This window comes from Streptomyces sp. NPDC051105, assembly GCF_040682795.1.
Lineage (GTDB): Bacteria > Actinomycetota > Actinomycetes > Streptomycetales > Streptomycetaceae > Streptomyces.
The window spans coordinates 236,986-254,438 of sequence record NZ_JBFBBR010000011.1 but is presented as its reverse complement, the minus strand read 5'-3'; the positions used below and the strand labels follow the sequence as shown (position 1 = coordinate 254,438).

At 70.2% G+C, this 17,453-nt stretch carries 17 protein-coding genes; 8 read left to right on the top strand and 9 right to left on the bottom strand.

The window, feature by feature from the left end; all coding sequences use genetic code 11:
- Positions 1-21: 21 nt before the first annotated feature.
- Positions 22-456, bottom strand: coding sequence for a GNAT family N-acetyltransferase (locus AB0N16_RS27300; protein ID WP_365801058.1), 435 nt, complete (start codon positions 454-456; stop codon positions 22-24).
- Positions 453-869 carry a YbaK/EbsC family protein gene (locus AB0N16_RS27295; RefSeq protein WP_365801056.1) on the bottom strand — a complete coding sequence of 139 codons (417 nt, stop codon included), beginning with the start codon at positions 867-869 and terminating at the stop codon, positions 453-455. The genes AB0N16_RS27300 and AB0N16_RS27295 overlap by 4 nt, the downstream gene beginning before the upstream one ends.
- Here AB0N16_RS27295 and AB0N16_RS27290 point away from each other — a divergent pair.
- The 3 genes from AB0N16_RS27290 to AB0N16_RS27280 all read left to right on the top strand — a co-directional run bounded on the left by AB0N16_RS27290 (position 753) and on the right by AB0N16_RS27280 (position 3,915).
- Positions 753-1,511, top strand: coding sequence for a tetratricopeptide repeat protein (locus AB0N16_RS27290; RefSeq protein ID WP_365801054.1), 759 nt, complete (start codon positions 753-755; stop codon positions 1,509-1,511). The two genes, AB0N16_RS27295 and AB0N16_RS27290, sit on opposite strands and share 117 nt — an antisense overlap.
- Positions 1,512-2,335: 824 nt before the next feature.
- Positions 2,336-3,274: a MerR family transcriptional regulator gene (locus AB0N16_RS27285; protein WP_365801052.1), complete on the top strand. Its 939-nt coding sequence runs from the start codon at positions 2,336-2,338 to the stop codon at positions 3,272-3,274.
- A 74-nt stretch (positions 3,275-3,348) separates the two neighbouring features.
- Positions 3,349-3,915, top strand: coding sequence for a GNAT family N-acetyltransferase (locus AB0N16_RS27280; protein WP_365801050.1), 567 nt, complete (start codon positions 3,349-3,351; stop codon positions 3,913-3,915).
- A gap of 255 nt (positions 3,916-4,170) precedes the next feature.
- On the opposite strand, the gene AB0N16_RS27275 is transcribed toward AB0N16_RS27280, so the two are convergent.
- The 6 genes from AB0N16_RS27275 to AB0N16_RS27250 all read right to left on the bottom strand — a co-directional run bounded on the left by AB0N16_RS27275 (position 4,171) and on the right by AB0N16_RS27250 (position 12,177).
- Positions 4,171-5,025 (bottom strand): alpha/beta hydrolase-fold protein, encoded by an 855-nt coding sequence (locus tag AB0N16_RS27275; RefSeq protein WP_365801048.1) that lies wholly within the window; start codon positions 5,023-5,025, stop codon positions 4,171-4,173.
- A 188-nt stretch (positions 5,026-5,213) separates the two neighbouring features.
- Complete coding sequence (snpA, locus tag AB0N16_RS27270; protein ID WP_365801046.1) at positions 5,214-5,978, bottom strand: snapalysin; 765 nt, start codon at positions 5,976-5,978, stop codon at positions 5,214-5,216.
- 559 nt (positions 5,979-6,537) lie between these two features.
- Positions 6,538-7,698, bottom strand: a complete 1,161-nt coding sequence (locus AB0N16_RS27265) for an acyl-CoA dehydrogenase family protein (protein WP_365801044.1) — start codon at positions 7,696-7,698, stop codon at positions 6,538-6,540.
- Between the two features lie 5 nt (positions 7,699-7,703).
- Positions 7,704-8,624, bottom strand: coding sequence for a hydroxymethylglutaryl-CoA lyase (locus AB0N16_RS27260; RefSeq protein WP_365801193.1), 921 nt, complete (start codon positions 8,622-8,624; stop codon positions 7,704-7,706).
- 8 nt (positions 8,625-8,632) lie between these two features.
- Positions 8,633-10,549 (bottom strand): biotin carboxylase N-terminal domain-containing protein, encoded by a 1,917-nt coding sequence (locus AB0N16_RS27255; protein WP_365801042.1) that lies wholly within the window; start codon positions 10,547-10,549, stop codon positions 8,633-8,635.
- Positions 10,550-10,560: 11 nt separating this feature from the next.
- A complete protein-coding gene (locus AB0N16_RS27250; protein ID WP_365801040.1) occupies positions 10,561-12,177 on the bottom strand; it encodes a carboxyl transferase domain-containing protein in 1,617 nt (538 codons plus the stop codon).
- 87 nt (positions 12,178-12,264) lie between these two features.
- On the opposite strand from AB0N16_RS27250, the gene AB0N16_RS27245 reads away from it, so the two are divergent.
- From AB0N16_RS27245 to AB0N16_RS27225, 5 genes are all read left to right on the top strand, one after another.
- On the top strand, positions 12,265-12,861 hold the full coding sequence (locus AB0N16_RS27245) for a TetR/AcrR family transcriptional regulator (RefSeq protein WP_365801038.1): 597 nt from the start codon (positions 12,265-12,267) through the stop codon (positions 12,859-12,861).
- Between the two features lie 114 nt (positions 12,862-12,975).
- A complete protein-coding gene (locus AB0N16_RS27240; RefSeq protein ID WP_365801035.1) occupies positions 12,976-14,133 on the top strand; it encodes an acyl-CoA dehydrogenase family protein in 1,158 nt (385 codons plus the stop codon).
- Positions 14,134-14,168: 35 nt separating this feature from the next.
- Positions 14,169-15,035, top strand: coding sequence for an acyl-CoA thioesterase II (locus tag AB0N16_RS27235; protein ID WP_365801033.1), 867 nt, complete (start codon positions 14,169-14,171; stop codon positions 15,033-15,035).
- A gap of 10 nt (positions 15,036-15,045) precedes the next feature.
- The gene (locus AB0N16_RS27230) at positions 15,046-16,089 is read left to right on the top strand and encodes a cation diffusion facilitator family transporter (protein WP_365801031.1); all 1,044 of its coding nucleotides are present in this window, start codon (positions 15,046-15,048) and stop codon (positions 16,087-16,089) included.
- Between the two features lie 123 nt (positions 16,090-16,212).
- Positions 16,213-16,536, top strand: coding sequence for a hypothetical protein (locus tag AB0N16_RS27225; protein WP_365801029.1), 324 nt, complete (start codon positions 16,213-16,215; stop codon positions 16,534-16,536).
- 96 nt (positions 16,537-16,632) lie between these two features.
- Here AB0N16_RS27225 and AB0N16_RS27220 read toward each other — a convergent pair whose 3' ends face one another.
- The gene (locus AB0N16_RS27220) at positions 16,633-17,421 is read right to left on the bottom strand and encodes a phosphatase (protein ID WP_365801027.1); all 789 of its coding nucleotides are present in this window, start codon (positions 17,419-17,421) and stop codon (positions 16,633-16,635) included.
- Between the last annotated feature and the right edge of the window lie 32 nt (positions 17,422-17,453).

Here is a 17,453-nt window from a genome sequence, read left to right as displayed (position 1 = left end):
GGTTCGTCGACAGATTCCCGATCATGTAGTGGACCATTTGAGATGAACGGCGGTCTCGTGGAACCCCAGGGCGCGATAGAAATCGGCCGCTCTGCGGGTCGGCACGGTCACCTCGACATCTTTCGCCTCCCGGGCCTTTGCCTGTGCGGCCCGGATCAGCGCGGAACCCGCACCGCGGCCCCGCTTTGGCTCGGCCACGGTGAGTTCGAGCAGTTCGAGGATCGTTCCGCCGGCGAACAGGGTGGGTATCCGCAGCGCAAGCAGGTACCCGACCACACACGAGTCCTGCTCGGCGACCAGGAACTCGGCGCTCCCGTCCGAGGCGGCCTCGATAATCCGGGGGAACGTGGCGTCGTCGAAGACCGCTCGGTCGGGCCGGTAGCTCGTCACGAACCCGCTCAGCAGACGGTAGATGTCGTCGGCGTCCGAGGGCGTGGCCTCGCGGATGGTCGTCATGTCGGTCCGTCCGTCGGGAGGTCGACGATCGACGCCGTAGCGGCCCCTGGGACGGCAGCCATGAGCTCCGCCGCCTCGATCTCGATGCTGCTGCCGGGCCGACCGCTGCCGCAGTGGACACGTCCCAGGCTGCTGACCGTCCAGTCGAACACCACCACCGCGGCCCGGTCCGCGGACACGGGGCACACCCCGCCCGGCTGCATCCCTGCCCGCGCCAGCCGCCCGGCATCGGCGGGAGACAGGTCGCCTCGGCGGATCCCGGTCGCGCGGGCGAGGGCGCCGTACCGCAGCCGCGCATGGCCGGGCAGCACCGCCAGCAGGAGACGGTCCTCGGGGGTGACGAATGCCAAGGTCTTGACAGTTCGCTCCAACGGAACGCCCAACATGGCACAGACCTCCACCGGACTGGTCACGTCAGGGTGCTCCTGCAGCCGGAAGGACACACCGAGCGAAGCGAGGATCTCCGGTGGACCGATGGGTGCGAGACCGTTCACCTCGCCGAGATTACCGTGCGCTGTACGGGAGTTGATCGCCCTTTTGCGGAGCAGAAGCCGGCCACGCCGCTCCACCGGGACCTACCCGCGGTTGACTCTCCATCAGGTGAGGGGGGTGAGCAAGCTGGCGAAGGACCGGATCGACCGCTGACCGCATCGTTCGCCATGGCGGAGCTGCGGCAGACCCTCGCCGACCGTGCCCATGTGCTGGGAGTCATGCATCCGCACACCCTGGCCAGCCGTGACAGCCTCGGTCTCGCCCTGGACGGGATGGGCGAACATGCGGAGGCGGTCCGCCTGCACCGGCAGACCGTTGACGACCGCATCCGTGTGCTGGGCCTCAAGCACCCCGATACCCTGACTAGCCGACGCAACCTCGCCGACGCGCTGGCCAGGATGGGCGAGCAAGAAGAGGCGGTACGCCTGCTGCGACAGACCCTCGCTGACCGCGTCCGTGTGCTGGGCCCTGAGCACCTCCGCCGCCACTGCTGGCCTGCTGGATATCGCCGCGCGGCTGATCGCCCTGCCCCTGGAAGCGCGATACCTCATCGGTCTCGCTAGGAGCTGGGGCAACTGTTCACAGGGGCCAGAACAGTCAGCAGCCCAACGCAGGTGGGTCCGTTGTTTGCCAGGTTGACCAGACCGTTCTGTGCAGACCCGAGGGCCCTCGCAGTGGCGGCCCACGCCCGACTCGGCACGGTGTCAACACTGGCGGTGACCGGCGCGGGCGCGAGGCTGTCAGCACTGGCGGGCACGGCGAGGAGACCGACGAGCGCGGCGGCTCCGAGGGACGCGGCGGCGAATCGACGCATGGAAATCTCCTTGTGGATGCGAGGGGTGCCCCAGCACCCCATGTCGTTACGCTGCCTCTAACGATCATCCGTTCAGCCGGTACCGGCCTACGCCCGCGGGTGACCAACTGAAGCACTCAATGGCCAACTGGGGCGCTCAGCCACAACAGCGCCGACCTTTGACCCTCAGTGACGAAAAACAGCGATGGGCTCGCCAACTATCGCCGACCAAACTCGCCAACCACGTTCGACCACACACGCGTCACCTGCGGGATTCCTCCGGCCATCCGCCAACTACCAGCAGCCGTCACAACGCCTGCGACTGAGCGCTTCAGTTGGCCTTACGTTCCTGAGACGGGATGGCCGAGCCCTTCGTACGGAGAACCGGACCTGGGTCGGCATCGACAGCGGCAAGACTCACCACCACCGCGTAGTGCTCAACGAGAGCGGTGAGAGGCGATCCAACTCCCGGACTTCTACTACCGAAGTGCGCCGAGGGGGAGGAATTGTCAAGACTTGTGGATGAGGAGTGGTTGCCTGCTGGCAGGCGAAGGGACTTGAGTCTCCAGTAGGGGGAGACACAAAGGTGGGGGCATGGACGGCGACACGCTCTACTCGATCGGCGAACTCGCTCGACGGACCGGTCTCACGGTCAAGACCATTCGGTTCTACTCCGATCGCGGAATCGTGGCGCCGACGGACCGCAGCCCGGCCGGCTACCGCCTCTACGGCATCGACGCCGCCGCACGCCTGGACCTCGTGCGGACCCTGCGCGAGCTGGGACTGGACCTTCCCACGATCCGCAAGGTCGTGGACCGCGAGCTCTCGCTTCCCGAGGTCGCTGCGGCGCACGGCGAAGCACTGGCAGCGCAGATCCGCGTCCTGCGCCTGCGGCGCGCGGTGCTGATGACGGTGGCCGAGCGCGGGTCCACACCTGAGGAGACGGAACTCATGCACCGGCTGGCCCAGCTTTCCGAGGACGAACGCCGACGTCTGATCGGCGACTTCCTCGACGCCGTCTTCGGCGGTTTTGACGCCGCCCCCGCATTCGCGGGGGTCATGCGCTCGATGACCCCCGAGTTGCCCGACAACTCGGAGGCAGAGCAGGTCCAGGCGTGGGTGGAGTTGGCCGAAATGTCCCTGGACCCGGGTTTCCGCGCCGTCATGCGGCGGATGGCCGAGGACCAGGCAGCCGAGCAAACCCGAAGCGACATGATGGGCCCGCGACGCGACCTTGCCGCAGTCGTCCGTGACCAGGTCGGCCCGGCCCTGGCCGCCGGCGTCGACCCGGCCTCGTCCCAGGCCGATCCGATCGTCGCGGCGTTCACGGCGCACTGCGCGCACCTCCTCGGCCGCCCCGACGACGTTGAGCTTCGCCGCCGGCTGGCGACTCGGCTGGAGAGCGTGAATGACCCCCGCAGGGAGCGGTACCTCCAACTGCTCGCAGCGGTCAACGGCTGGCAGGCCCCGGAGAGTCTGGCTCCAGTGCTCGATTGGTCCGTCCAGGCTCTGCGCGTCCGGACACAGCAATGACGGGGCGGTCGCAAGGCGGCATGGGGCGGACGCGGCCGGCGCCGGGTGAAAACGCCACCGCATATGATCGGTTGATGAGTGCCCCGGTCGTACTTCAGGTGGCCGCCTCGCCGGTCTCTCCCGCTCTCGTTCTTCGCCCCTGGCGCATGGAGGACGTTGCCGCATTGGTCGAGGTGAGCCGGGATCCCGCACTGCGCCAGTGGGCGAGCTCTGCCGTGGACAACGATGCCGACGGGGCACGCTGGGTGCAGGCTCAGCAGCAGGGCTGGGCAGCGGGGGACCGGTTCGGCTTCGCCGTCCTTGAGACACAACCCGGTTCAGTTCGCGAACAGTTGGTGGGCAACGTGGTCCTCAAGGAAGTCACCTCCGGCAAACCGGCGGCCGAAGTGGGCTACTGGACCGCGGCGCACGCTCGCGGGCGGGGAGTGGCCTCCCGTGCTCTGGAGGCACTCACCAGCTGGGCCTTCGACACCTTCGAAGCCGACGGGCTGGAGCGTCTCGAACTCCTGCACCAGGTGGACAACCTGGCATCGTGCCGGGTTGCACAGAAGAGCCGCTACGACTTCGACAGCATCCTGCCCGCGGCACCGCCCTCCTTCCCCCGCGACGGCCACCTGCACATACGGCGCCCGAGTGCCTGAGATCTCCCGGCTTCCGCGGATCGGCTGAGGCTGCTCACGCCGAGAGGGTCTCGGAGCGTTCGACGAGGTGGCCGCGTTCGAAGCGGACCCCGGCACGGACCAGCGCGACGAGGTGGGGTGCGTTCACAGCCCGCCAGCGGGCGCGCTTGGCTATCGGCGAAGGTACGGGCCTACCGGCGCGCGTCGTGAAGCGCTCCGGGTGGCCGCCATGACGGGGCTTCCGGCGTCAAAACCCAGCTGCCTCCGGTGACGGCGTCAGGCCGGGCGACCTTCCGGCCGCCACAACCAGCGCAAGGCATCGGGAAGCAGGACACCGCCGTGGTTGGGACTGTGGCCGCCGTCGCCCAGGACGAGGCGGAAGTCGTATCCGGCTTCCGCGAGCGCGGCCGCGACGCGCAGATTGTTCGCGAGCCAGTTCCCCTCGGGCTCGTTCCAGCGCAGGTCGCGATGGCCCGCTTGCAGGAAGATACGCAGCGGCTTGCGGGGAACGCCGGGGATCAGATCGGGGTACGGGTTGCCGCCTGGCATCTGTGTGAAGCTGGACAGGTACCCGATGACGCGGCGGAACTTGTCCGGGCGCAGCCATGCCGCGGTGAAGGCGCAGTTGCCGCCGCTGCTGCCACCGCAGATGCCTCGCTGATCAGGGTCCTCGGCGATCGAGTAGCGCTTGCTGACCTCGGGGATGATCTCGGTCAGGAGGAAGTTGACGTACCGGTCGTCGAATGCGTCGTACTCGGTGTTGCGGTTCTTCCGGCCTTCGGCATCGGCGAAGACGCCGGGGTCGACGAACACGCCGATGGTGACCGGGATGTCGCCGCGGTGTACGAGGTTGTCCAGGACGACCGCACCGCGGACCTCCCCTGCGGGGTCCAAATACCACCATCCGTCCAGGAACACCATCAGCGACGCCGGCCGCGCGGCGTCGTACTGGGCAGGCACATGGACCCAGAACTTCCGAGACGTGCCCGGGTAGACCACGCTGTCGTGCCGGCCGAACTCGATGGTCTCGCCGGCAGGCACGCCAGGCTGGACAGTCGAGTCGGGGCCGTGGGCGTAGCGGACGTCCGACTGGTCGACCGGAAGCGGCCGGTAGGGCACCTCGATCGTCACGCCGGCCAACATAGGAGAGATCACGAGCCCTTTTCAAAGGGGTTTGGCGCCCATGGCCCACGACTAGACCTCGGGAATCCACAACGGTGTCAGCCGAGCACCGCGGTGCATGGCTCGGCCTTCTTGATCGTGGTCTGCCCCGCTCGCCACCCGTGCGGCCTGGCGCCGCGCGTCCTCCTCGGGCGCGATTACCCCCAGGGTGTGCTGGGGAGCGGACGCCACGGACCCTGGCCCGGTACCACGGTCAGTACCGGCGGTGCGGCGCTCGGCTGTTCCGCGGGCTGGTTCGCCGTGCCCGGGGCCTGCGCGACTCCGGTGGCCCACAGCTGGTCGACGCGCGAGCGCTCGGTGGCGTTCGGGTAGCGGTTGGTGCAGGACGGGCCGGCGGTGCCGCCGGACATCAGCTCGCTGCACGGCCCGCCGTAGTCGTCCGGCAGGCCCAGCACGTGCCCGGTCTCGTGCGTGGCGACGCGGACCGAGTCGTACTGCCGGCTCTGGGTGTAGTCAAGGAAGATGTAGCCGCTGCCGTGGCCGTTGGTGGAGGCGTAGGACCCGCGCTGGTCGTTGCCCTCGTAGTAGGAGAAGTCGGCGCCGGCGCCGCTCGACGCCTCCTGGAGCTTGACGTGGGACTCGGAGCTGTTCCATATCGAGGCCGCGCTCGCTATCTGCGAACGGAAGCTCGGTGCCCGGGAGGCGTCGTAGTAGATGGTCACCGCCTGCGCGTCGGGCTGGGCGGCGCGCTTCTCGGCGACCGACTTGAGCACGGCCTCGAAGAACGCCTTGTTGTTCGCGGCCTCCTCGGACGACCCGTCGTACCGCGCCACGGAGGTACCGGCGGAAGCGGGCGGGGTGGCGGCCGTCTGGGCGCTCGCCGGCACCGCCGCGCCCAGCGCGCTGGTGGCCAGACCCAGGCCGAGAGCGAGGAGTCTCGCGGACGTTCGGGACGACTTCATGTGGGGGGCTCCTACTCACTCGGTGACGCCGAGCGCCCGGTGCGCGGTCGAATCTGCGGGAAACACCGGTTCCGAACTGCGGCGACGTCCTGTGAGTCGTCATTCTTAGAACGGCTTCACAGGGAGCGCAAAGGGCCCCGTCGACTAGGCCGCCTAGTAGGTGCCGGGACCTCGCCGGGGCAGCGCACCGGTCTCCCGTCCGCACATGGCCGCGGGCGAGAGAGCTGGCGCGACGTCAGAAAGCTTGCGCCAGAGGGGGGCAGGCGTACGGGTCGGCCGGGCGGAATGCCGGGATGCGCGTCGGGATCCGCATCCGGGCCAAGACGGACAAATCCTTAGATGTCCGCCACGTCGTGTCTACTAAGCACGCCGGTGGATTGGTGGAGGGCTGTGACCGACGTCATAGAACATGCACTTCCGTCACTTTTGTGCTTCGCCGGTCCCGAGCCGCCCCAGGGAGTCACCCTCGGTGCTGGTCGGCGTCCTTCCCGCGCACAGAAGCGCCCGCCCGTGTCACCGGGCGGGCGCATTCGTGGTGGGCCGGACGTTGTCGGCAGGGTCAGCCGACCAGCCCCAGCTCCCTCGCGATCAGCATCCGCTGCACCTCGCTCGTGCCCTCGCCGATCTCCAGGATCTTGGAGTCGCGCCACATCCGGGCCACCGGGTACTCGTTCATGAAGCCGTAGCCGCCGTGCACCTGGGTGGCGTCGCGGGCGTTGTCCACGGCGACGGTGGAGGAGTAGAGCTTGGCGAGGGCCGCCTCCTTCTTGAAGGGTTCCCCGGCGACCAGGCGGGAGGCCGCGTCGCGCCAGGCCAGGCGGGACGTGTGGGCCTTCATCTCCATGTCGGCGATCTTGAACTGGATGGCCTGGTTGGCGCCGATCGGGCGGCCGAAGGCGTGCCGCTCCTTCGCGTACTTCACCGACTCGTCCACGCAGCCCTGGGCCAGGCCGGTGGCGAGGGCCGCGATGGCGATGCGGCCCTCGTCGAGGATGCGGAGGAACTGGGCGTAGCCGCGGCCCTCCGCGCCGAGGAGGTTGGCGGCGGGGACCCGGACGTCGGCGAAGGACAGCTCACGGGTGTCGGAGGCGTTCCAGCCGACCTTGGAGTAGGGCGCGGCGACCGTGAAGCCGGGGGTGCCCGACGGGACGATGATCGCGGAGATCAGCGGCTTGCCGTCGGGCTTGCGGCCGGTGACGGCGGTGACGGTGACCAGCCCCGTGATGTCCGTACCGGAGTTGGTGATGAAGCACTTGGTGCCGTTGATCACCCATTCGCCGGTGGCCTCGTCCAGCCGGGCCGTCGTACGGGTCGCGCCCGCGTCGCTGCCGCCGTCGGGTTCCGTGAGACCGAAGGCGCCCAGGAGCTCGCCGGAGCAGAGGCGGGGGAGCCACTCCTGCTTCTGCTCGTCCGTGCCGAAGAGGTGGATCGGCATGGCGCCCAGGGAGACGCCGGCCTCCAGGGTGATCGCCACCGACGAGTCGACGCGGGCCAGTTCCTCCAAGGCGATGCCGAGGGCCAGGTAGTCGCCGCCCATTCCGCCGTACTCCTCAGGGAACGGCAGTCCGAACAGGCCCATGCGGCCCATCTCGCGGACGATCTCGTACGGGAACTCGTGCCGTTCGTAGAAGTCGCCGATCTTCGGCGCCACGACGTCGTGGGCGAACTCCTCCACCGTGCGGCGGAGTTCGTCCAGTTCGGGGGAGAGGCGGTGGTCCATGGTCGTCACTCCTGGTGGGAGAGGGCGCGGACGGTACGGGACGGGCTGGGTCGGCCCAGTTGTTCGGCCATCCACACGCTGGTGGCGGTGAGTTTGCCGAGGTCGACTCCGGTCTCGATGCCGAGGCCCTGGAGCATCCAGACCAGGTCCTCGGTGGCGAGGTTGCCGGTGGCGGACTTGGCGTACGGGCAGCCGCCGAGCCCGCCGGCGGACGCGTCGACCGTCGTCACGCCGTGTTCCAGGGCCGCGTAGGTGTTCGCGAGCGCCTGACCGTAGGTGTCGTGGAAGTGCACGCCGATGACGTTCGTCGGCACGCCTTCCTCGTTGAGCAGGGACAACAACTCCAGAACATGGCCCGGGGTCGCCACCCCGATCGTGTCGCCGAGGCTCAGCTCGTCGCAGCCCATGTCGCGCAGTGCCGTGCAGACCCTGACCACCTGGTGGAGCGGCACCGCGCCCTCCCAGGGGTCGCCGAAGCACATCGAGACGTAGCCGCGGACATGGGCGCCGGCGTCCTTCGCCTGCCGGACGACCGGGTCGAAGACGGCCAGGGACTCGTCCACCGTGCGGTTGAGGTTGGCCTTGGCGAAGGACTCGGTGGCGCTGGCGAAGACGGCGACCCGCCGGGCGCCGAGGGCCAGGGCGCGGTCCAGGCCCCGCCGGTTGGGGACGAGGACGGGGAGCGCGACCTCCCGAAGGTCCGCGAGCTGGGGGAACAGGTCCTCCGCGTCGGCCAGTTGGGGCACCCACTTCGGGTGTACGAAGCTGGTCGCCTCGATCGTCGTCAGTCCCGAGTCGGCCAGCCGGTGGACGAACTCGGCCTTCACCGACGTCGGTACGGCCGTCTTCTCGTTCTGCAGGCCGTCGCGCGCGCCGACCTCGTGGATCCGGACGCGGGCGGGCAGGTCGGTGGCCGGTACGACCATGGGGAGTGTCACTGGTCCTCCTCTGCCGGGGCGATCACGGCCAGCACCTGGTCCATGGCGACCGTGGTGCCCGGTTTCACGTCGAGTTCGGCGACCGTGCCGGCGTGCGGGGCGGAGATGACGTGCTCCATCTTCATCGCCTCCACCACCAACAGGCTCTGACCGGCGATCACTTGATCCCCGACGGCGACCTTCACGACCGTCACCGTGCCGGGCATGGGCGCGGTGAGGGAGTCGGCGCCGGCGTGCGCGGCCCGGTTCAGGGACGCGGCGACCGGGTCGTGGTCGCGGACCTGCCAGGCGTCACCGTCGCGGCCGATCCAGTCGGCGGTGTGGAGGAAGGTGTGGCGGACGCCGTCCAGGGTGACCGACACGCGGTCGGCGGCGACGGAGTGTGTGCCGCGCGGGACGTACTCCACCGGGTCCTGCACCCGCAGGTGGAAGCCGACCGGCCTGGGCGTGCCGCCGAGCCGCCAGCCGCTGGGCACCGAGAAGGGGTCCGTCCAGCCCGCGCCGGCGACGGGCTTCAGCGCCTCAAGGCGTACGGCCGCCGCCGCCTCGTACACCTCGTCCGGTACGTCGGTGGAGACCAGCTCGTCCACCACCCGCTCCACCAGGCCCGTGTCCAACTCGCCCGCCACCACCGCCGGATGGGCGAGGAGCCGGCGCAGGAACCCGGCGTTGGTCCCCACGCCGAGGGTGACCGTCTCCGCGAGGGCCCCGCGCAGCTTCCGCAGCGCGGTCTGCCGGTCCGGGCCGTACGCGATCACCTTGGACAGCATCGGGTCGTAGAGGCTGCCGACCTCGGTGCCCTCGCTGAGCCCGGAGTCGGTGCGGACGCCGTCGCCCGAGGGCTCGTCCAGCAGCAGCACCGTGCCGCCGGTGGGCAGGAACCCGCGCGCCGGGTCCTCGGCGCAGATCCGGGCCTCCACCGCGTGCCCGGTCAGCCGGACGTCCTGCTGCGCGAACCCGAGCCGCTCCCCGGCCGCCACCCGCAGCTGCCACTCCACCAGGTCCAGGCCCGTGACCAGCTCGGTCACGGGGTGCTCCACCTGGAGGCGGGTGTTCATCTCCATGAAGTAGTACGAGGAGGGGTCGCCGCCCGGCACGATGAACTCCACGGTCCCCGCGCCCCGGTACCCGCACGAGCGCGCCGCCTGTACCGCCGCCTCGCCCATCGCGGCCCGTGTCTCCTCGTCCAGCAGGACCGACGGCGCCTCCTCGATGACCTTCTGGTGCCGGCGCTGGAGCGAGCACTCGCGCTCGCCCAGGTGCACCACGTTCCCGTGGCCGTCGGCCAGTACCTGGATCTCGATGTGCCGGGGGCGGTCGACCCACCGCTCGACGAGGAGCGTGTCGTCGCCGAAGGAGGTGCGGGCCTCGCGGCGGGCCGCGGCGATCTCCTCGTCCAGGAGGGTCAGGTCCCGCACCAGCCGCATGCCCTTGCCGCCGCCGCCCGCGGACGGCTTGAGCAGCACGGGTGCGCCCAACGCGCGGGCGGCGTCCGCGAGTTCGGGGTCACGGCCACCCGGTACCACCGGCACCCCGGCCGCGCTCACCGTCTCCTTCGCGCGGATCTTGTCGCCCATCAGCGCGATCGCGTCCGCCGGCGGGCCGATGAACACCAGCCCCGCCGCCTCGCAGGCACGCGCGAAGGCGGCGTTCTCGGCGAGGAAGCCGTACCCGGGGTGGACCGCCTGGGCGCCGCTCACGGTGGCCGCCGCCAGCAACCGTTCCACGGACAGATAGCTCTCGCCGGCCGGCGCCGGACCGAGCCGTACCGCTGTGTCGGCCTCCCGGACGTGCCGGGCGTCCGCGTCGGCGTCGGAGTACACCGCCACCGAGCGCACGCCCAGCGACCGGAGTGTACGGATGACCCGGACGGCGATCTCGCCCCGGTTGGCCACGAGTACGGTGTCGAACACGAGTCCCCTCCTCACATCCGGAAGACGCCGAACTGGGGCTCACCCAGCGGCGCGTTGCCACAGGCCGTCAGGGCGAGGCCCAGCACCTGGCGGGTTTCGAGGGGGTCGATGACCCCGTCGTCCCAGAGCCGGGCGGTCGCGTAATAGGCGTTCCCCTGGCGCTCGTACTGCGCGCGGACGGGTGCCTTGAAGGCCTCTTCGTCCTCGGCCGGCCAGGATTCTCCCCGCGCCTCCAGCTGGTCCCGCTTCACCGTGGCGAGGACCGACGCGGCCTGTTCGCCGCCCATCACCGAGATCTTGGCGTTCGGCCACATCCACAGGAAGCGGGGGGAGTAGGCCCGGCCGCACATCGAGTAGTTCCCGGCGCCGTACGAGCCGCCGACGACGACGGTCAGCTTCGGGACGCGGGTGCAGGCCACCGCTGTGACCATCTTGGCGCCGTGCTTGGCGATGCCGCCGGCCTCGTAGTCCTTGCCCACCATGAAGCCGGAGATGTTCTGCAGGAACACCAGCGGGATGCCGCGCTGGTCGCACAGCTCGATGAAGTGGGCGCCCTTCTGCGCGGACTCGGAGAAGAGGATGCCGTTGTTGCCGATGATCCCGACCGGATGGCCGTGGATGCGGGCGAAGCCGGTGACCAGGGTCTGCCCGAACTCGCTCTTGAACTCGGCGAACCGGGAGCCGTCGACGATCCGGGCGATGATCTCGCGGACGTCGTAGGGGGTGCGGGAGTCGACCGGGACGGCGCCGTAGAGGCCGTAGGGGTCGACCTTCGGCTCGATGACCGGGGCGGTCTCCCAGGGCAGGTCGCGGCGGGCGGGGAGGGTGGCGACGATGTTCCGGACGATCCTGAGCGCGTGCGCGTCGTCCTCGGCGAGGTGGTCGGTGACGCCGGAGACACGGGAGTGCACCTCGCCGCCGCCCAGCTCCTCCGCCGTGACGACCTCCCCGGTGGCGGCCTTCACCAGCGGGGGACCGCCGAGGAAGATCGTGCCCTGGTTGCGGACGATCACCGCCTCGTCGCTCATCGCCGGGACGTACGCGCCGCCGGCGGTGCACGACCCGAGGACGGCCGCGATCTGCGGGATCCCCGCGCCCGACATCCGGGCCTGGTTGTAGAAGATCCGCCCGAAGTGGTCGCGGTCCGGGAAGACGTCGTCCTGCATGGGCAGGAAGGCACCGCCGGAGTCCACCAGGTAGAGGCAGGGGAGCCGGTTGTCGAGGGCCACCTCCTGCGCCCGCAGGTGCTTCTTCACGGTCATCGGGTAGTACGTGCCGCCCTTGACCGTGGCGTCATTGGCGACGATCACGCACTCGCGGCCGCTGACCCGCCCGATCCCGGCGATCACACCGGCCGCCGGGGCCGCCCCCTCGTACATTCCCTCCGCGGCCAGCGGCGCCAGCTCCAGGAACGGCGAGCCGGGGTCCAGCAGTGCGTCCACCCGGTCCCTGGGCAGCAGCTTGCCGCGCGCGGTGTGCCGGGCCCGCGCCTTCTCGCCGCCGCCCAGCGCGGCCGCGGCGAGCTTGCCGCGCAGCTCCTCGACGAGGACGCGGTGCGCCTCCTCGTTGGCCCGCCAGGCCTCCGAGGCGGGGTCCCCCGCGCTCGTCAGCTCCGGTGCCTGGTCCATGCCCGCGATCCCCTCACCTTGTTAATGAGCGTTAACGCATTTCCTCCAGGTTAACGACCGCTAACCTCCCTGTCTAGAATTGCCCTCATGGTCACGAGAACCGATGCCCCGACCCGTCGCGAGCAGATCCTCAAGGAGGCCGCCCGGCTCTTCGCCGAGCGCGGCTTCCACGGTGTCGGCGTGGACGAGATAGGCGCCGCGGTCGGCATCAGCGGGCCCGGCCTCTACCGGCACTTCCCGGGCAAGGACGCGATGCTCGCGGAGCTGCTGGTGGGGATCAGCGGGCAGCTGCTGACGGGCGCGAAGCGGCGGCTGGCGGAGGCCGACGGGGAGACCGCGCCGTCGGCGGTCCTCGACTCCCTCATCGAGGGCCACATCGACTTCGCCCTCGACGACCGCCCGCTGATCACCCTGCACGACAGGGAGCTGGACCGCCTGCGCGACAGCGACCGCAAGCTGGTGCGCCAGCTCCAGCGCCAGTACGTCGAACTGTGGGTGGAGGTCCTCCGTGAGGTCTACCCCGCCCTGCCGGAACCCGCGGCCCGCTCGGCGGTCCACTCGGTCTTCGGCCTGCTGAACTCGACCCCGCACCTGGGCCGGCCGGGTTCCCTGCCGGGGCGCGGAACGACGGCGGTACTCCTGCACCGGATGGCGAGGGGTGCCTTCGAGGCCGCGGCGGCGTGATGAGCGTTACCCCCATCCCCCCGGGTTCTGCCCTGGACCCATCCGCCTACCCACCGGTACGGTGAAGTCTGAGCAAGCGCTTAGACAGATGAACCGTGCCTGGAGGTGGCGGCCGTGCGCCGTACGTTGTTCAACGAGGATCACGAGGCGTTCCGGGAGACCCTCCGCGCCTTCATCGAGGCCGAGGTCGTACCCGTGTACGACGAGTGGTTCGCGGCCGGTCAGGCGCCCCGCGACTTCTACTACAAGCTCGCCGAGCTGGGCGTCTTCGGTATCCGCGTCGACGAGGAGTTCGGCGGCGCCGGCATCGACTCCTACAAGTTCGAGGCCGTCCTGTACGAGGAGACCGCCCGGGCCGGCGTCTCCTTCGGCGGTTCCGGTGTGCACGTGCTGCTCGGCCTGCCGTACATAAAGCTGCTCGCCACCGAGGAGCAGAAGAAGCGCTACCTGCCGAAGTTCGTCTCCGGCGAGGAGATGTGGGCCATCGCGATGACCGAGCCGGGCACCGGCTCCGACCTCGCGGGCATGAAGACCACCGCCAAGCTCAGCGAGGACGGCACCCACTACGTCCTCAACGGCGCCAAGACCTTCATCACCGGCGGCGTGCACGCCGACCGCATGATCGTCTGCGCGCGTACCTCCGCGCCCACCAAGGAGGACCGCCGCCACGGCATCTCCCTGTTCGTGGTGGACACCAAGGCCGAGGGCTACTCGGTCGGCCGCAAGCTCGACAAGCTGGGCCTGAAGACCTCCGACACCGCCGAGCTGGCGTTCGTCGACGTCAAGGTCCCCGTCGAGGACCTCCTCGGCGAGGAGAACAAGGGCTTCTACTACCTCGGCCACAACCTCGCCTCCGAGCGCTGGGGCATCGCCTTCGGCGCCTACGCGCAGGCCAAGGCCGCCGTCCGGTTCGCCAAGCAGTACGTGCAGGAGCGGGTGGTCTTCGGCCAGCCCGTCGCCGCCTTCCAGAACACCAAGTTCGAGCTGGCCGCCTGCCAGGCCGAGGTGGACGCGGCCGAGGCCGTCGTCGACCGTGCCACGGAGGCCCTGGACGCCGGTGAGCTGACGCCGGCCGAGGCCGCCAGCGCCAAGCTGTTCACCACCGAGGTCGCCCACCGCGTGATCGACCGCTGCCTCCAGCTGCACGGCGGCTACGGCTTCATGAACGAGTACCCGATCGCCCGCCTGTACGCGGACAACCGCGTCAACCGCATCTACGGTGGCACCAGCGAGATCATGAAGACGATCATCGCGAAGGACATGGGCCTGTAAGGTCCCCGCAATTACCGGCCAGTAGAAAAGGTGCCATGAACGAGGCACTGAACGATCTCCTCGATCTGCTCGACCTGGAGCAGATCGAGGAGAACATCTTCCGCGGCCAGTCCCGGTCCGCCGTGGTCCCGCGCGTGTTCGGCGGGCAGGTCGCGGCCCAGGCGCTGGTCGCCGCCGGGCGCACCGTCCCGGCGGACCGGCACGCCCACTCGCTGCACGCGTACTTCCTGCGTGCCGGCGACCCGGGCGCGCCCATCGTCTACAACGTGGAGCGGATCCGCGACGGCCGCTCCTTCACCACCCGGCGCGCGGTCGCCGTCCAGCACGGCAGGCCGATCTTCGCCCTCTCCGCGTCCTTCCAGACCTACGAGGACGGCCTCGACCACCAGACCCCGATGCCACCCGCGCCCGACCCGGAGACCCTGCCCACCTCGGCGGAACGGCTGCGCGGCTACGACCACCTGGACCCGGCCGTCGTGGAGAAGTTCCTGGAGGCCCGCGAGGCGATCGACCTGCGCTACGTCGAGGAGCCGCCGTTCGGGAAGTTCGGCGAACCGCGTGAGCCGCACAGCCAGGTGTGGTTCCGGACCAACGGCAAGCTGGACGACGACCCCCTGCTGCACGTCGTGCTCGCGACGTACGTCTCCGACATGACCCTGCTGGACTCCGTGCTGCTCGCGCACGGCCGCGGCGGCTGGGCCGTCGGGGACGTGGTGGGCGCCTCGCTGGACCACGCCATGTGGTTCCACCGGCCGTTCCGTGCCGACGAATGGCTGCTGTACGACCAGGAGTCCCCGTCGGCGTACGGCGGCCGCGGGCTCGGCCAGGCCCGGATCTACACCCAGGACGGTTCACTGGCTATTTCCGTGATCCAGGAGGGTGTGGTCCGCGTCCCCAGGTAGAACTGGGGGCATGTCCCAAGCCGAACAGAGTGGCGGAGCCGAGCAGGGCACCGGTGCCGAACAGAGTGGCGGAGCCGAGCAGGGCACCGGAGCCGAACAGAGCGTCGGAGCCGAGAGGAGTGGCGGCGAGAGCACCGTCACGGTGATCGTCGCCGCCGTCGCCAACCTCGGGATCGCCCTCGCCAAGGCGGTCGCCGGGGTGATCAGCGGGTCCAGCGCGATGCTCTCCGAGGCGGCGCACTCGGTCGCCGACACGGTCACCGAGCTGCTGCTGCTCACCGCACTCAAACGCAGCGAGAAACCCGCCGACGAGGAACATCCGTTCGGCTACGGCCCCGAGCGGTACATCTGGGCCATGCTGGCCGCCGTCGCCACCTTCGTCGGGGGCGCGGTCTTCTCCCTCTACGACGGCATCCACACCCTGACCGCGGGCGAGGAGCTGGGCAACCCGCTGGTGTCGTACATCGTCCTCGCCGTCGCCTTCGTCCTGGAGGGGTTCTCGCTGCGCACGGGGCTCAAGCAGGCGTACGGGGAGGCGGCCCGGCGCCGGGTGTCGTTCAAGCGGTATCTCCGGCGCACCCCCGACACGGCCGTGAAGGCCGTGGTGATGGAGGACTCGGCGGCGCTCGTCGGCCTGGTGCTCGCGGCCGGCGGCCTGCTCGGCGGGCAGCTCACCGGCTCCGGCGTCTGGGACGGCCTCGCCTCCCTCCTCATCGGCGTGCTCCTGCTGTACGTCGCCTGGGTGCTCGGCCGCTCGAACGCCGAGTTCCTCATCGGCCGGCCGCTGCCGAGGCCGGTGCGGGAGCGGATCCGGGCGAAGCTGCTGGAGTCCGAGCACATCGTGGCCGTACTGGAGCTGACCACCCTGGTGCAGGGCCCGAACGAGGCGCTGGTCGCGGCCAAGGTGGACTTCCGGGACGTGTCCACGGCGGCCCAGATCGAGTGGGCCTGCGAACGCGCCGAACAGCGGCTGCGGGCCGCGTTCCCCATGATCGGCCGGGTCTACCTGGACCCCACTCCGGGGCCCGCGACCTCGGTCGATCACGAGCGGTGACCGCCCGAAGTGCCGGGCGACTTGTCGGAGATTAAGCTCTATGAGTGAAATGCCGCACAGTGCATGTGCCGCATAGCGGACGTGCCGCGTAGCGGACGTAAGTCCGGCAGAAAGGTATTTCCCATGCGAGTACAGCGCGCGAGGCGCATCGCCGCCATGTCCGCCGCCGGCCTGCTGCTGGCCGGTGGAGCCGCGATCGGCGCCGCGGGCACCGCCTCGGCGGCCCCCGCCTCCACTCACCAGAGCGTGGTCACCGGCGGCTTCGGCTGCAACAACTCCCGCTTCGGTGGCGGGTTCTACAACAACTGCCGCTTCAGCGGCTACGGCTTCGGCTACGCCCCCGTCGCGGTCGTCCCCGTCGTGGTCGTCCCCACCGTCGGGTACGGCGTCAGTGGCTTCGGCGGCTTCGGCTACGGCGGCTTCGGCTACGGCGGGCTCGGGTTCTGAGCCGACCGGCGCGAACAGACCAAATTGAGGGTCTAGGCCAGGCCATGAGGTGCGGTTCCCGTCCGCGGGGGCCGCACCTCGCCCGGTCCGGCCCGGTTACGCCAGTCCCGCCTCCGACAGCAGGTACGCGGTCATCGGGTCGTAGTACCGCGGGCTGAGTACGTGGTCGTCGAGCGGAACGGCCACCTGGAGGGTGCCCTCCGCCTCGGCGAGGAACAACGCCGGGTCGTTGCAGTCGGCGTAACCGACGGAGTCGAGGCCCACCTGTGCCGCGTACCCCGCCCAGCCGTGGTCGGCGACGACCAGGTCGGGCCGCGGGCGTCCCTCGCGCTCGAGGCCGCCCAGGATGGCCTTCATCGGCTCACCGGAGTGGGTGTGCCACAGCGTCGCCCCGTGCTCCAGGACGGCCACGTCGGCGAACTGCATGACGTATCCCTCGTCCGTCTGCAGGCCGTCCGGGATGACGACGATCTCGCAGCCGGCGGCGCGCAGGGCGGCCGCCGTCGCCCGGTGCACGTCCAGCAGGCCGCCCGGGTGCCCGGTCGCGAACAGCACCCGCTGCCGCCCCTCGGCCGCCTTGCGCAGCCGCGCCGCCAGCCGGTCCAGGCCGTCCACGGTCAGCTCGGGGTCGATGGTGTCCTGGCCGTACCGGTACTCGGGATCGTCGTTCACCCCGACCCGCTCGGCCATCACGGCCAGCACGTCCTGCTCGTCGGTCCAGCGGTCGCCGAGTTCCAGTCCGAGCCACCAGTTGCGCTCGCCGTTGGCCAGCTTGCGGTAGTGGAGCAGGTTGTTCTCGCGGGGCGTGGCGACATCGCCCGCGATACGGGTCTTCACAAGGTGTTCGACGAGCTGGGCGCGGCTGGGTGTCCCGGGTATCGGCATAACTCCATTGTGGGGCAGGGCGGTGCGCGATT

Coding starts and splice junctions, on each gene's coding strand:
- AB0N16_RS27260 (WP_365801193.1), bottom strand. CDS start 8,624: ATGGTCGTACCGGCCACCGACCTGCCCGCCCGCGTCCGGATCCACGAG.
- AB0N16_RS27285 (WP_365801052.1), top strand. CDS start 2,336: ATGGACGGCGACACGCTCTACTCGATCGGCGAACTCGCTCGACGGACC.
- AB0N16_RS27245 (WP_365801038.1), top strand. CDS start 12,265: ATGGTCACGAGAACCGATGCCCCGACCCGTCGCGAGCAGATCCTCAAG.
- snpA (WP_365801046.1), bottom strand. CDS start 5,978: ATGAAGTCGTCCCGAACGTCCGCGAGACTCCTCGCTCTCGGCCTGGGT.
- AB0N16_RS27225 (WP_365801029.1), top strand. CDS start 16,213: ATGCGAGTACAGCGCGCGAGGCGCATCGCCGCCATGTCCGCCGCCGGC.
- AB0N16_RS27235 (WP_365801033.1), top strand. CDS start 14,169: ATGAACGAGGCACTGAACGATCTCCTCGATCTGCTCGACCTGGAGCAG.
- AB0N16_RS27265 (WP_365801044.1), bottom strand. CDS start 7,698: ATGGACCACCGCCTCTCCCCCGAACTGGACGAACTCCGCCGCACGGTG.
- AB0N16_RS27250 (WP_365801040.1), bottom strand. CDS start 12,177: ATGGACCAGGCACCGGAGCTGACGAGCGCGGGGGACCCCGCCTCGGAG.
- AB0N16_RS27300 (WP_365801058.1), bottom strand. CDS start 456: ATGACGACCATCCGCGAGGCCACGCCCTCGGACGCCGACGACATCTAC.
- AB0N16_RS27280 (WP_365801050.1), top strand. CDS start 3,349: ATGAGTGCCCCGGTCGTACTTCAGGTGGCCGCCTCGCCGGTCTCTCCC.
- AB0N16_RS27230 (WP_365801031.1), top strand. CDS start 15,046: ATGTCCCAAGCCGAACAGAGTGGCGGAGCCGAGCAGGGCACCGGTGCC.
- AB0N16_RS27290 (WP_365801054.1), top strand. CDS start 753: ATGGCCGGGCAGCACCGCCAGCAGGAGACGGTCCTCGGGGGTGACGAA.
- AB0N16_RS27220 (WP_365801027.1), bottom strand. CDS start 17,421: ATGCCGATACCCGGGACACCCAGCCGCGCCCAGCTCGTCGAACACCTT.